The organism is Acinetobacter colistiniresistens (genome assembly GCF_024582815.1).
In the GTDB taxonomy this organism is placed as follows: domain Bacteria; phylum Pseudomonadota; class Gammaproteobacteria; order Pseudomonadales; family Moraxellaceae; genus Acinetobacter.
Genome location: NZ_CP102099.1, coordinates 688,002 through 702,685 on the forward strand (window position 1 = coordinate 688,002; position 14,684 = coordinate 702,685).

Below are 14,684 nucleotides of genomic sequence, written 5' to 3' on the forward strand. Positions count from 1 at the left end.
GTAGCAAGCATAAAAAAACCGTGACTTTTCATCACGGTTGTTTGAGCTAAACATTCGGTTTTAAGGCCATTTCATCTCGCCTTTCACCACTTTGGCACCTAGGTCCAAACTACCCGACTCACCCAATGCAGGATATTGTTTTCGCATCATTTGGCTCAGTTCAGCTGAGTTTTTGGTGAGCTTAACGGCTTTCTCATATTGCTTTAAATAGTCAATCGAGAAGTTCACCGCATCCAGACCTTCCGCGGCACCAGCCTTCATATGTGCCGGCACCACCACTTGCGGATTTAGGGCCTTAATACTTTCTAAAGCCTGTACCACTTCTGCACGATCTTTAGCTGTCGGAGTATCCGCAGTCCAAAGATGAATCCCTGAGGATACCGGAATTCCACCGACTACCGCTTTAGCACTTGGAATCCATAGATAAGTGAGTTCTTTTTTACCTTTAATTTCGATATTTTCATTTTCTAATTTTAAGGTTTTAGCCGTATAGGCTTGCGGAACAATAATTTTGCTCGGTGCATTGGCGCCCATTTTCGGTCCCCAATAGGCAACTTTCAGCGCTTGCGTATCTTGAATATGTTTAACCGTTTCAGGCGTCGCAATAATTTTCACATTTGGGAAGTACTGTTTAAACACATCTAAACCGAAATAGAAATCTGGATCACCATAGCTGACAAAAATGGTGTTTAAGGTTTTACCGCTATCTAAGATATCTGCTGCAATACGTAATGCTTCTGATTTAGAAAATTGGGCATTCACCAATAATACTTCTTTATCGCCTTCAATTAGGGTCGAAGTCACACCGAAGTGCTCAGGTTGAGCCAGAAAATTCTGGATTTTTAAGTCTTGTGCAAAAGCAGTTGATGTTGCCGCTAAAGTAGATAAAGCAATGATATAAGGTTTGGTATTCATCTTATCGTCTCCAATCTGATAAGCAACACTTTAAATTGCAATTCTTGCTGAATAAACACCCTAAATTAAGATAAAATATTGCATATCTTGCAACAATGATAATAAACATGGATACCTTAAAAGCCATCCAAGTCTTTGTCTGTATCGCGCAGCAAGGCAATCTCAGCAAAGCGGCCGAACATCTGGACTATTCTAAAGCCATGGTGTCACGTTATTTAGAGCATCTGGAGCAAACCTTCTCTACCCGACTGTTTCAACGCAATACCCGAAAAGTTTCACTCACCCCTGCGGGTGAAAAAGCCTTGGTCTATTGTGAGAATATTTTACAGCAGCAACAGTTGCTTGAAGGCTTAGCCGCGCCTGAACAGCACAGTGGCACGATTCGTTTTACCTGTGGCCTGTTTCTGTTTCAGCTCGGCGTGAATGAATGTATTAAACAGTTTAAAAAACGTTATCCCCATATTCAATTTGATGTCTATCTCACTGAAAATACCGTCGACCTGATGGATGCCCATGTTGATCTGGCGCTACGCATTACCCAAAAAGTTGCAGACGGTCTGATTGCACGGCCGGTCTGTCAAATTGAATCTATCTTTTGTGCACATCCCCATTACTTACAAGACCACACCCCCCTGTTACATCCCAGTCAACTGATTCAACATGAATGCATTGCACATCATACCCATAATCAATATTGGACCTTGTTTGATACAGATCAGCAACCGCAAAACTATCCATTAAATGTTACGTTTAAAAGCAATGATGTGATTGCGCTTTATCAAATGTGCCTCAAGGCGCAAGGGATAGCCATGTTGCCCACTTTACTGGTGCGCAAGGACATTGCGCAGCAGCATTTGCAACAGGTGTTTACAGATTTTTCTGCACCCGACCTGACTTTGTCCTTAGTCTATGCTTCTAGGCAACACTTACCGAAAATTACCCAAGAATTTATTGCTTTTGTCATCGAAAACTTAAATTTTTACTTAAATCAGCAAAATTAAAAGATTTAAATTGACCTGAACGCTTGAATTTTGTCGCCTTGCCCATACTTCATCCCTATCTATGAATGACCAAGATGTGGCAGTTCGGGTTTAACCCTATGAGCATTCACGCCAAAAGGACTGTACATGTTTAAGAACCTTTTTCAACGGAGATCATCAATGGCTAATGAGCACAATGAGCAAGCTCAAGACATTCAAAATGAGCAACAGACTGAACAAACTCAAGCTGAAGGTGTAGAGCAAGCAAACGAGCTTAGCGTTGAAGATTTACAAGCGCAAATCACCAAACTTGAAGAAAGCTTGAAACTAGAAAAAGCACGCACTGCCAATGCTGTTTATGAAGCGCAGAAAAGTGTTGAGCGTATCCAACGTGAATCTGAAAAGCACAAAGACACCGTGCTGGAAAAATTCGCCAAAGAATTACTGGATTCGGTCGACAACCTTGAACGTGCGATTCAAGCTGCGGGTGAAGAACAAAGCCCTGTGCTTGAGGGTGTTAAGCTGACTTTGAAATCACTTCTTAGCACACTGGAAAAATTTGGCGTGGTGGAAGCAGATACTCAAAATGGCTTCAATGCGGACTTACACCAAGCGGTTGGTATCGATCCAAATGCCAAAGCCAATGAAATCGGGACTGTTTTACAGAAGGGTTATACCTTAAACGGTCGCCTACTTCGCCCAGCAATGGTAATGGTGGGTCAATAATCCGTACGAGCAGAGTACTTATCTGCTCAAAATGCAAAAAAATGAGAGTTTTTTGATTTTTTTTCATAAAAATGCTTGAAAAATACCGATTAACTCTCATATCGAATAACAAGCAAAACATTGCAACAAAATTTTAGAGGAACACAATCAATGGCAAAAATTATTGGTATTGACTTAGGTACTACCAACTCATGTGTTGCTGTACTTGAAGGCGATAAAGTAAAAGTAATTGAAAACGCTGAAGGCGCACGTACAACTCCATCGATCATTGCATATAAAGATGGCGAGATCCTTGTTGGTCAAAGCGCAAAACGTCAAGCGGTAACAAATCCGAAAAACACATTATTCGCCATCAAGCGTTTAATCGGTCGTCGTTATGAAGATCAAGCAGTACAAAAAGATATCGGTCTTGTCCCTTACAAAATCATCAAAGCAGACAATGGCGATGCTTGGGTTGAAGTAAACGATAAGAAATTAGCACCACAACAAATCTCTGCTGAAATCTTGAAAAAGATGAAGAAAACTGCAGAAGACTACTTGGGTGAGACAGTAACTGAAGCAGTGATTACTGTTCCTGCTTACTTTAACGATGCGCAACGTCAGGCGACTAAAGATGCAGGTAAAATTGCAGGCTTAGATGTTAAACGTATCATTAACGAACCAACTGCTGCGGCACTTGCGTTCGGTATGGACAAAAAAGAAGGTGACCGTAAAGTTGCAGTTTACGACTTAGGTGGTGGTACTTTTGACGTATCAATCATTGAAATCGCAGACCTTGATGGCGACCAGCAAATCGAAGTGTTATCAACCAATGGTGATACTTTCCTTGGTGGTGAAGACTTTGATAACGCATTAATTGAATTCTTGGTTGAAGAATTCAAGAAAGAGCAAAGTGTAAACTTAAAAAATGATCCACTTGCGTTACAACGTTTGAAAGAAGCTGCTGAAAAAGCAAAAATCGAGCTTTCTTCATCAAACGCGACTGAAATCAACCTTCCATACATCACGGCAGATGCGACTGGTCCTAAACACCTAGTGATCAACGTAACACGTGCAAAACTTGAAGGTTTGGTTGCTGACTTAGTTGCTCGTACCATTGAGCCTTGCCGTATTGCGCTTAAAGATGCGGGTCTTTCGACTTCTGACATCTCTGACGTAATTTTGGTTGGTGGTCAATCTCGTATGCCACTTGTACAACAAAAAGTACAAGAGTTCTTCGGTAAAGAGCCACGTAAAGACGTAAACCCTGACGAAGCAGTTGCGATTGGTGCTGCGATTCAAGGTGCAGTATTGTCTGGTGACAAAACTGACGTACTTTTATTAGACGTAACACCGTTAACTTTAGGTATTGAAACAATGGGCGGCGTATTGACTCCGATCATTGAGAAAAACACCACGATTCCTGCGAAGAAATCACAAGTGTTCTCTACCGCTGCTGATAACCAGCCTGCAGTAGATATTTCAGTTTACCAAGGTGAACGTAAAATGGCTCAGCAAAACAAATTGTTGGGTAACTTCCAGTTAGGCGATATCCCACCTGCTCCACGTGGTGTACCGCAAATTGAAGTATCATTTGACATCAATGCTGACGGTATCTTGAAAGTATCGGCGAAAGATAAGAGCACGGGTAAAGAGCAATCAATCCAGATTAAAGCAAACTCAGGTTTGTCTGATGCTGAAATTGAAGCGATGATCAAAGATGCTGAAGCAAATGCTGAAGAAGACCGTAAGTTTGAAGAGTTGGCGAAAGCGCGTAACGAAGCAGATGCGCTTGTTTCTAGCTCAACAAAAGCAGTCAAAGATCTGGGTGATAAAGTCACTGAAGATGAAAAAACTGCGATCACAACTGCGGTTGCTGAGCTTGAAGCAGCAACTAAAGAAAATGATGTTGAAGACATCAAAGCAAAAACTGAAGCTTTACAAAACATCTTGATGCCAATTACACAACGTGCTTATGAACAAGCACAAGGTGCTGGCGGCGCAGAAGGTTTTGATCCAAATGCATTCCAAGGTGGCGATGCAGGTCAACAACAGAAAGCGGATGATGGCGTTGTAGATGCTGAGTTCACAGAAGTAAAAGATGACAAAAAATAATTTGTCTCTTTAAAAAGACCGCGCGAAAGCGCGGTTTTTTTATATTTTAAGATGAATCATTTTTGTTCAAAATAAAGTTCGCCCAAAATTGGCATAAATAAAGGTATCACGCCACACGCTTTAATTTCATCCAGAAACTCAGCAATATTCACCCCAGGTAATAACTGCGGTGGTGCATCAATTGGCGTCACCATGCTGTCCCAATGACATGGAATAATATATTTCGGCTTCAGTAGCCGCACCACATCTTTGACATAATTCGGGCGATATTTACGTCCAATCGCACACAGGCACACGATATCAGCCTGTTTACCCTGCAATTCCTGTTCAATAAAATCGGCCGAATCGATGTGAACAACACGCAATTGTCCTGTATCAATCCACCAGTTTAAGACCAAACCATGCCGTAACTGATGAAATTTCGGTGGATACGGGGGTGGCTCGATCATATCTCCCGGCAATGGAACACGACCAAACAAGGCTTTGCCATGGATTGAAGGCAAGCCAATGATTTGCCATTTCCCACACTCAATCACTTCCCTACCCTGTGTCACCTGCATTTGTTGCTCAGGCAAGCCTACAGAACGCGCATACATCATACTGGCGTGTGAACCAATCAGGCGAGCGCCTGTTTGTTTGCAGAGCTCTGGTGCATCCAGAATATGGTCATAGTGTGCATGACCTATCAGCACATCATCAGCCTCAGGGATATAATGCTTGACCAGTGCTGGATCGCTCCATAAAGGTTGAGTAAAGGTCTGCCAAAGACTGGGACGGCTCACAAATGGATCAAGCACTAAGGTTCGATTGGCATCCGACAAGATAAAACCTGCTGTACCCAAATATTTGATTTTTAGATTTTCTACCTTTGCAGGTGCAGGTGAAACAGCAGTCCATGTAACCTCAGTTGCTTTAAGTAGATATTTCAGCATGCATATTCCTTCAGCTTTCTTTTTATTGATCTATTCACAACATTTATTAAAACAGAATGCGCTATACGATGATATCTTTTCCCGTAATTCCCTATTCTTGCTATAGTCTGATCAATTTAAAGGGTTTATGGCCGAATCTCCCATTCATTAATTCAGCTTTTCTAGAAGAAAATAAAATGATTCGTTTGCTTATTTTTGCAGGATTAATTGTGTTCCTACTTTGGTCTGGCTATCAAACTCAGCAACATCCACAACTTAAATTTAACTCTTTGGCAGATCGTATCAGCAGGCCCTTAGATACTCGTCTACGCTATCGGATTGCCGAAGTTGACCCACGTTTTAAACTCAGCATTGAGCAAGTCAAAAGCATCAGCCAACAAGCGACACAAATCTGGAAAGATGGTACGCAACAAGATTATTTTGTCTATGATCCCAATGCCCAACTCGCCATCCACCTGATTTATGATGAACGTCAAATCGAAAGTGAACAACGTCGAGAACATCTCAGCCAACTACAGTCCAATCAACAGCATTGGCAAGATAAAAAACAGCAATTGGATCTGATTGAGAAGGAGATTCTGAGTAGCAAACAACTTTTAGATTTAAAGCAACAACAGCTGAATCAACAAATTCAACACTATAATCAAGAGCAACACAATGCACGGCAACATCCTGCCTCTTATGCCAATCCTGACTATTTTCAACAACGGCAGCGGGATTTAGAACAAAATGTGAAGTTACTACAGCAAGAAATTGACCAATATAATCAAAGAATCGCTCAACTTAATCAGCAAGTAGATGAATTGAATGCTTTGGACCAGCAGTTAACCAACTCTGTCAGCCAATTTAAACAACGCTTTAAACCCCATTTATTTCATAAAGGCTTATTTAACGGTAAACAGATCTTGATTTATGAATTCGAATCTGAAGATGATTTACGCCTTACCCTCGCACATGAATTCGGCCATGCCTTGGGACTACAGCACACTGATGATCCACAAGCACTGATGTATCCCGTTATGAAAGAACAAAATGCCACTCACTTTCGCCTGACTCAGGCCGATCGTGCGCTATTGCTGAATAGATAGTTTTCGCACATGCCAGAATCGAAGAGCTCTAAAAAGTGACTCAAAATTTGCTCGACAATAAATGTCACAAAGCAGCAATTTTGCACTTAAAGTTTAAAAACGTGACTGTTTTAGAAAAAACTTACAAAAGTTAACAATAGAAGGTTTTCTTACTGCTTTTTGAGAAAATTCTGACTCTCATTGATTTAGGCCATTGATATTTTTTGAATTGTGGTGAAAAAACAAGCAAATTGACTGTTTTTTTATTGTGTAAATTATTCCAGTTATTTTTTTATTTCTTAGAAAAAATCACACTTTTCGTTCTATTTATTAAGCAGATAGCATTTTGACGACCACAAAATAATGATCAAAAATAAGTTTTTATTTTGGGGATTTCACAATGCAGGCTCATTATCTCGCATTTTTCATTGCTTGTATCAGCATGATCACACCTCAACTGAGTAATGCACAGGCGAATCGCAATTCGATTGATGTCCACCAACACCAAGCTCTCAAAAAAGTCGTGCGTTATCGCATCGCAGCTATCGACCCACGCTTTAATTTAAGCCAGCAGCAAGTCCTCGACTTAACCCAGCAGGCCGCCAGACTCTGGGAACAAGAAACAGGACAACAAAATTTTATTTACGATCCGCAAGCCGAGTTCAGCATCAACCTGGTCTTTGATGAACGTCAACAGCGCAGTACTGACCGCTTACAGGGCCTCGATCAACTCAAACAACAACAGCAACAATGGGAAACCCAGAATCAGCAATTAAAACAGGCAAAAGATGAAATTCAAAAAAGTACTGCTTTAATTGCCAGTAAACAGGCACAACTCGCAGCCCAATTCCAGCAATATAATGCAGAAGTGCAACGTTTTAATCAAAGTCGTTCAAGTTCAAAAGATTTGGCACAACAATTTTCACAAAGACAACAAGCCTTACAACAACAATCTTTAGCACTACAACATGAAGTTCAGGAACAGAACCAACGCGCTCAAGAGCTAAATCAACGTATTCAAAGTCTCAATCAAAACAATCAACAACTGGTCGCATCAGCAAACCAGTTTAACCAAGTTTTCCAACCTCATCTGTTTCATAAAGGCCACTTTAACGGCAAGCAAATCTTCATTTATGAGTTTTCTTCTATCAATGATCTGCGTTTTACCCTCGCCCATGAATTTGGTCATGCACTCGGACTGGAACATACCAACGACCCAACCTCACTGATGTACCCAGTGATCCAAAAACAAAATCTTCAACAATTTGCACTGACAGATTCGGATAAAGACCTCGTAAAAGCCATTTATTAACAGCAGTTGGACAGAAACTCTTTACAAGAATTAACAGCAACTAGACTTTAAGTATAGTTTTTGTACAAACGAATAAATAAATTATGTGAAATAGAATGTATTTCTACGTTATAAAAAAATACTTTTTATCCAGCCCAGTAAAATTTTAAAGATCTAGTTCCTTTAAAAATAAAAAATAAACAGTTGTTCTCACATTATTTTTGATCATTTAATAAACAAATATCGTTTTTTATCATGATTTTTGAGTTATATGTCTACAAATGTATTTTTATTCATTTTCTAGAAATATCGTTAAAACTCATATATTGCATCTTCATTCATCAATTTGACTACTGATTTTTTTTGGCTAAAATGTGACCTATTTCAAGTTTTATCTCCTATTATGCGTCTTTTATCTCTCCTTTTGGCCACATGCTTTACTGTATTGGCCCCAGTCTCGGCTTTGGCTAAAATTCCTTCGTCGGCTTCAACGTCGTCTCAGGTTCGCTACAGCACTGAACAACCACTGCGTTATCGAATTGCCGAGCTTGACCCACGCTTAAACATCGATCAACCACAAATGGTCGAACTGAGCAAACAAGCAGCAGCGATTTGGGAAAAAAATACAGGTCAAAAATATTTTGTTTATGATCCTGAAGCCGAGTTTGTAATTCATCTGGTGTTTGACCAACGCCAGCTTCGCAGCATGAAACGTGCTGAAAGCCTTGGTCAACTCGAACAGGAACAGCAAAACTGGCTCAATCGAAATGAGAAATTACAGAAAGTGAATGCTGATTTGGCAGAAAGCAGTGTCCAATTAGAGCAGCAAAAGCAAGCTTATGAAAATCAGGTGCAGCAATATCAATTGGGTTTAACACAATATAAAGCAGACAATTCAAATAAAACCTTATTTGCAAGTCTGCAAAAACAGCAACGTGATTTGCAACAACAAGCGCTAAAACTGCAAGCCAAGATTGCAGAATACAACCATAAAGTTCAGCAAAATCAGTTGAAAGCAGAAAAATCTCAACAGGTCTATCAAGAGTTGGCTGCCTCTGTTGCTGAGTTTAATGAAACCTTCAAGCCTGAGGTCCTGCATAAGGGTCAATTTGATGGAAAACAGATTTTTATTTATGAGTTTTCTTCAATCGACGACCTGCGTTTAACTTTAGCGCATGAGTTTGGCCATGCCTTGGGTCTCAAACATACCCGCGACCCGAAGTCTTTAATGTATCCACGTATTAAAGATCAGGATGCCAAAGATTTTCAGCTGACGGATACCGATCTAAAGCTACTTGGCTTAGCCAACTAGAACAGATCAATCGCCATAATAGGTTGCGTTAAGATGATGTGCCAAGCAATAACAAGAATGGGTCGATTGTTTTGATTTATTCATGTTATTGTGATGTTAAAACATCATCTTAGCCTTAATGGAGATCAGCATGAGTTATTATCATATCTTAATTGAAGTGAACGACCACATCAGTACGATTGAGCAGACTCGTGATATCGAACTCTTAGATATTCAAGATATTAGCCCATATCTGCACTCTATTTTAATTCCCTATTTCAATGAGCAAGAAGTTGAACTTGAAGATGAAAACGTGGCGTATGACGAGATTCTGCACTTGGCAGTGAAACAGACCTTATTACCGATTGAACACTTGATTGAAGAAGAACAAAAGCAGCTTCCAAGTGATACCGATGTCACTATCACGGCATATGAAATCTTTAATGATCGAGATTTGAGCCAAGATGTAACTGCAGTAATTTTTGATATTTTAGAAGCGGTTAAATTAGACGCTGCACCATAAAACAGAGCGATAAAAAGGTCTGCCTTGAGCAGACCTTTTTATTTTATATGGATTAAAACGCATTACTGCATCATTTGTTTTGCCTGTTCCTGACGGAATGCACGTAGAATCTGCTGCCCTGCCCGTCCTGTCTGATTTAAACCGAGTCGGCTTTGTTCCTGACGAATGGCTTGACGACTCTTATCACCGATCAACCCATCTACAGCACCAATATCATAACCACGCTTGACTAAAAACTGTTGAATTTCACGACGTTCAGCACGTGATGTACCAGGGTCATCGGTTGGCCAAGCCGTTAAAAATGGTGTGCCGCCACGTAAGCGGTCAGATAAATGGGCAATCGCTAAACCATAACTTTCAGCGGCGTTATAACTATAAATTGCATCAAAGTTTTTAAACACCAAGAATAGTGGGCCATTGGCACCTGCTGGCGAAATCAATCCCGCTGGAGTACTGCCTGATAAATTCCCCTGAATCAAAGCCGTTCCGTCCGCACGGGTTACGCCTTGCGCAACCCAGCTATTCAGTGGCTTTTTATTACGGCGACTTTCACCCGAGATGGACATGCCTTGTGGAATTTTCACCTCAAAGCCCCATGGCATACCTGTTTGCCAACCAGCACGTTTCAAGAAATTAGCTGTCGAAGCCAGTGCATCTGTCGTACTTGAGACCAGATCACGGCGGCCATCACCATCAAAATCAACCGCCAGACGCTCATAAGTCGATGGCATAAATTGAGTATGACCAAAAGCGCCTGCCCATGATCCATAAAGTTGATATTGGGTTAAATCGCCACGTTGTAAAATACGCATCGTGGCAAAGAACTCTCCACGAAAATAACTTTGACGACGACCTTCACAACTTAAGGTACCGAGTGCCTGTAATAAAGGATATTTACCTGAAATATCACCATAATTACTTTCCACACCCCATACTGCCACCACTGTTTCCGCAGGGACACCATAGGCCTGTTCGACCCGGTTCAATACCGCACGATGTTGAGTCAGTTTTTGCTGCCCTGCCTGTACGCGTTCGTTATCCACAAGGCCAGACAAATAATCCCAGATTGGTGTCGAAAATTCAGGCTGATAATTTAATTTATCAATCACCGAATAATCTGGGGTTAAATTTTGGGTATAACGATCATAACTAGCACCAGACACCCCTGATGCAATCGCTTGAGAGCGTAAATTTGCAATACAGCCTTGAAAGTTGCTATTTGGCGTATAATTACTGCTTACAGGTGCTGTTGTGGTTGGTGCTGAAACTGCTGCACCATTAATCACCAACTCGGCATGCGCCTGATTGAAAAAAGTAAATAAGGCAGTGCCTAGAAAAAAAGAAAAATGACGTTTCATGACTGAACCAAAACTTTTGAATTTAAATTTCCTCTTCACCTTAACACGCTATATAAAGATGTATAGTTTGGAAACGTAACTTTGAATTCATTTTATGGTTTTAAATTTAAAACACAGTTTTTAAATTCATAATTGCAGCGCATTTTAAATTTAAAAGTTATCAACAGGTGCAATTTAAATTCAAAACCACCAACACCTTTCAACCCCAATTTTAAATTCAAAAAGTTATCCACTTTTAAATTTAAAACTAAAGAAAACCAGAGCCAACATCAAAAATACCGACTAATCATACAATTTCTAAGTAGTTAAACAAAAAAATAGATCCCCACAGGCTGTATATTTAAATTTAAAACGGCAAAAACATGCACAATTTTAAATTTAAACCATGCGATTATTTTTAAATTTAAAACAAAACCAGCGCCACATCATTTAAATTTAAACTCAATCCTGCTTTTTAAATTCAAACACTATCACTAGAGTTATCCACAATAGTACAATCCCATTTTTTAAATTTAAAAGTTTAAATTCAAAATGCGTTGGTAATAAAAAGCGGCCCAAAGACCGCTTTTTAGCTGTTGTGGATAAGTTTAGAGCATCATATCTGCGGTTAATGCCAATGGAACTGGTAGAATTTTCGCCAATTGACGGCATAATCCAGTTAAATCATCTGCATTATTCGGCATCAAGGTAATATGACCCAACTTACGACCTGTACGCTCAGACTTATTATAAAGGTGTAAATGTGCACCATTCAGTGCCAAAACCTGTTCAGATTTTGGATGTTGACCAATAATATTGATCATCACTGTAGGACGAATGACTTCCGTAGAACCCAATGGCAAGCCTGCAACTGCACGGATATGGTTTTCAAACTGCGAACAAATCGCGCCTTCAATCGACCAATGACCCGAGTTATGTACACGACATGCCATTTCATTGGCATATAAACCTTGTTCAGTGACAAACAATTCAAGCGTCAGCACACCCACATAATTTAAGTGGTTTAACAAACGGGTTATATAGTCCTGTGCCACAGGCTGCAAATCGACACTATTCGGTGCAGGTACAATCGAATGCGATAGAATACCGTTATGGTGGTGATTTTCGGCCAATGCCCAAGTTTTCACATCACCATTTTGACCACGCACCGCAATGATCGAGACTTCACGGCTGAATTTGACAAAACTTTCCGCGATCAAGCTTTTCGCAGGACCGAGTTCAGCCCAAGCCGTTTCGATTTGATCTTCTGTGCGTAATACGAATTGACCTTTACCATCATAACCACCTGTTACGGTTTTCAAGACGATGGGTAAGCCTAATTCCGTCACCGCTTGTTTTAAGCTGTCCAAGCTATCCACAGCACGATACGGCGCAACTGGGATACCGAGTTCATCAAACAAACTTTTTTCTGCCAAACGATTTTGTGCGGTCGCCAAAGCAAGACGAGGCGGGTACAAGCTTTTACTTTGCGTCAAAACATCCACATCTGCGACAGGCGTATTTTCAAATTCAAGGCTAAATACATCCGCACTGGCAATAAAATCTTGCAAGCCTTGCGGTTTCTGGCTGGAAAATACTGGACCTAGAATCGCAGCAGGGCAATCCGCTTCAGCTTCAAAGAAGGTGCATTGAATATTTAGTGGCAAAGCCGCTTGCGCCATCATACGGCCTAGCTGTCCGCCACCAAAAATACCGATGGTTTTATTCATATCTATAACTCTTTTGCTCAGACAAAGTCTTCGCCTTACATTCGGGCAAAGCGTTGCTTTGCTTATCCTCATTCATGACCAGGGATATTATTATTCGACACTTTTTCGGTCTGTGCGGTACGGAAGTCCGCTACATTTTTTGCAATGTCTGCACGGGTTAAGCCAAGGATTTGCGCCGCCATAATCGCCGCATTGGTTGCACCTGCCTGACCAATCGCCAATGTACCCACCGCAATACCTGCGGGCATTTGTACAATTGAAAGCAATGAATCAACACCATTTAAAATTGAAGATTTCACTGGTACACCAAGCACAGGTAAATCAGTTTTCGCTGCACACATTCCTGGTAAATGTGCTGCGCCCCCAGCACCTGCAATAATCACTTGAAGACCACGATCACGTGCAGTTTCAGCATATTCAAATAAACGGTCTGGGGTACGGTGTGCAGAAACAACTTCCGCTTCAAATGGGACACCAAGCTGTTTAAGCATATTGGCAGTATGTTCGAGAGTTGCCCAATCTGATTGAGAACCCATGATAATTCCAACAAGTGGTTGAGCGTCTTGTGCTGCGGCCGCATTCATTGCTAATGTTCCAGAGACAAAAATTAAAGAAGATAAATCTCGACGAGAGCCAAGCTTTAGAGGATTCAGAACGCCATTATTATAGACTGATTTTTCATCTCACGAAAATTTAACTGAACGACTGCAACCATATTTTTTAGGAAAAAATAAAATAAAGTGGGCTAACAATGACATAGCCTTATATTTCAATAATAATAGGGGAGCTTAAAAATCAACAAGAGCATTAATAATGAAAAAACTGCTGAGCCTGATGGTTATGGCACTTTTCACGGCGCACAGCCATGCCGCTTTAGTGAATTTAAATCTTGATGAGTTTCAAAAAACCTTTCAGTCATTAAATAAAGCACAGGGCTATAATGGCGAAATTAACAGTGAAGTGCTCACGGGTAAAGCTTATGAGAAATTCATTGTCACAGGTTCATCCCATACCGATGAAAGAGAAGCTGTATTGATGACAGGCTATTATATCAACCCGACTGAGGTCGGTACACTTTATTCAATTACCCAATATCGTGTGTACTGCGATGATGAAACTTATAGTTATGCCTTGTCTAAATTTAAGCCCAACGGTGCATTATCCACAACAACAGTGGACAGTGACTATGGTTTTGAATATGAAAATCCTTCGGCAAGAGACCAAAAGTTTAGCAAAATTTTAAAAAATGCCTGCAAGCACCCAGCCAAATAGAGCTGAATGCGTATCTTATAATGCTGGAAGGCCAGAACCATTGTAATTTATTGATGTCTAAATACGAAATAGACACAGCCCATCAAACACAGCATCGCCCAGATGTAATCTAGCTTAAATGGCTGTTTAAACACAAAAATCATAAAAGGGACAAACACCAATAAAGTGACCACCTCCTGGGTGATTTTCATTTCTCCCAAACTCCAGCCATGCTGGTTAAGCAGTTTGGTAGCAGGGATCATAAAACTGTATTCCAGCAAGGCAATACACCAGCTAAACAAGATCGCTTGCCAAATTGGAGCATCGTGCAGAATTTTCAGATGTCCATACCATGCCAAGGTCATAAAACAGTTGGAAATGATCAACAAACATAACGCTAAAAGGGTAGGGCTTAACATCGTTCTTTTTATCCAAATCTGAGCAGTACAAGAGGGAGTTGGTGGAGTTCAAAACATTAAAATATTAGCATCTATCCGCATCATTATAAGTAAACAACAACAACGAATTTTGACTATCTTTTCCATGC

General features: G+C 40.6%; 13 protein-coding genes and 1 pseudogene. 8 read left to right on the plus strand and 6 right to left on the minus strand.

Annotated features, from left to right (window positions below):
- Positions 1-60 precede the first annotated feature (60 nt).
- A complete protein-coding gene (locus NQU59_RS03275) occupies positions 61-915 on the minus strand; it encodes an MBL fold metallo-hydrolase (RefSeq protein WP_005244743.1) in 855 nt (284 codons plus the stop codon).
- Between the two features lie 107 nt (positions 916-1,022).
- On the opposite strand from NQU59_RS03275, the pseudogene NQU59_RS03280 reads away from it, so the two are divergent.
- The 3 genes and pseudogenes from NQU59_RS03280 (at position 1,023) to dnaK (ending at position 4,715) form a co-directional block, all read left to right on the plus strand.
- Positions 1,023-1,930: pseudogene (locus NQU59_RS03280) on the plus strand (LysR family transcriptional regulator).
- A 145-nt stretch (positions 1,931-2,075) separates the two neighbouring features.
- The gene (gene grpE, locus NQU59_RS03285) at positions 2,076-2,621 is read left to right on the plus strand and encodes a nucleotide exchange factor GrpE (protein ID WP_257065010.1); all 546 of its coding nucleotides are present in this window, start codon (positions 2,076-2,078) and stop codon (positions 2,619-2,621) included.
- Positions 2,622-2,771: 150 nt separating this feature from the next.
- Entirely contained in the window at positions 2,772-4,715 is a 1,944-nt protein-coding gene (gene dnaK / locus NQU59_RS03290; RefSeq protein ID WP_005244748.1) for a molecular chaperone DnaK, read from the plus strand.
- A 56-nt stretch (positions 4,716-4,771) separates the two neighbouring features.
- Here the strand turns inward: dnaK and NQU59_RS03295 are convergent, their stop codons facing one another.
- On the minus strand, positions 4,772-5,647 hold the full coding sequence (locus NQU59_RS03295; RefSeq protein WP_257065012.1) for an MBL fold metallo-hydrolase: 876 nt from the start codon (positions 5,645-5,647) through the stop codon (positions 4,772-4,774).
- A gap of 176 nt (positions 5,648-5,823) precedes the next feature.
- Here NQU59_RS03295 and NQU59_RS03300 point away from each other — a divergent pair, with 176 nt between their 5' ends.
- From NQU59_RS03300 to NQU59_RS03315, 4 genes are all read left to right on the plus strand, one after another.
- The gene (locus NQU59_RS03300; RefSeq protein ID WP_032865391.1) at positions 5,824-6,735 is read left to right on the plus strand and encodes a matrixin family metalloprotease; all 912 of its coding nucleotides are present in this window, start codon (positions 5,824-5,826) and stop codon (positions 6,733-6,735) included.
- A 379-nt stretch (positions 6,736-7,114) separates the two neighbouring features.
- Complete coding sequence (locus NQU59_RS03305) at positions 7,115-8,026, plus strand: matrixin family metalloprotease (RefSeq protein ID WP_257065013.1); 912 nt, start codon at positions 7,115-7,117, stop codon at positions 8,024-8,026.
- A gap of 382 nt (positions 8,027-8,408) precedes the next feature.
- The gene (locus tag NQU59_RS03310) at positions 8,409-9,317 is read left to right on the plus strand and encodes a M10 family metallopeptidase domain-containing protein (protein ID WP_257065014.1); all 909 of its coding nucleotides are present in this window, start codon (positions 8,409-8,411) and stop codon (positions 9,315-9,317) included.
- A gap of 118 nt (positions 9,318-9,435) precedes the next feature.
- Positions 9,436-9,819, plus strand: a complete 384-nt coding sequence (locus NQU59_RS03315) for a hypothetical protein (RefSeq protein ID WP_162616955.1) — start codon at positions 9,436-9,438, stop codon at positions 9,817-9,819.
- Positions 9,820-9,881: 62 nt separating this feature from the next.
- On the opposite strand, the gene NQU59_RS03320 is transcribed toward NQU59_RS03315, so the two are convergent.
- From NQU59_RS03320 to purE, 3 genes are all read right to left on the minus strand, one after another.
- Positions 9,882-11,177, minus strand: coding sequence for a lytic murein transglycosylase (locus NQU59_RS03320; RefSeq protein ID WP_257065016.1), 1,296 nt, complete (start codon positions 11,175-11,177; stop codon positions 9,882-9,884).
- Positions 11,178-11,764: 587 nt separating this feature from the next.
- The gene (locus NQU59_RS03325; RefSeq protein WP_005244761.1) at positions 11,765-12,886 is read right to left on the minus strand and encodes a 5-(carboxyamino)imidazole ribonucleotide synthase; all 1,122 of its coding nucleotides are present in this window, start codon (positions 12,884-12,886) and stop codon (positions 11,765-11,767) included.
- A 68-nt stretch (positions 12,887-12,954) separates the two neighbouring features.
- Complete coding sequence (purE, locus tag NQU59_RS03330) at positions 12,955-13,470, minus strand: 5-(carboxyamino)imidazole ribonucleotide mutase (protein WP_005277700.1); 516 nt, start codon at positions 13,468-13,470, stop codon at positions 12,955-12,957.
- Between the two features lie 229 nt (positions 13,471-13,699).
- Here purE and NQU59_RS03335 point away from each other — a divergent pair, with 229 nt between their 5' ends.
- Positions 13,700-14,158, plus strand: coding sequence for a hypothetical protein (locus tag NQU59_RS03335; RefSeq protein ID WP_005244763.1), 459 nt, complete (start codon positions 13,700-13,702; stop codon positions 14,156-14,158).
- Between the two features lie 47 nt (positions 14,159-14,205).
- Here NQU59_RS03335 and NQU59_RS03340 read toward each other — a convergent pair whose 3' ends face one another.
- Positions 14,206-14,568 (minus strand): DMT family protein, encoded by a 363-nt coding sequence (locus NQU59_RS03340; protein WP_171057874.1) that lies wholly within the window; start codon positions 14,566-14,568, stop codon positions 14,206-14,208.
- Positions 14,569-14,684: the final 116 nt, after the last annotated feature.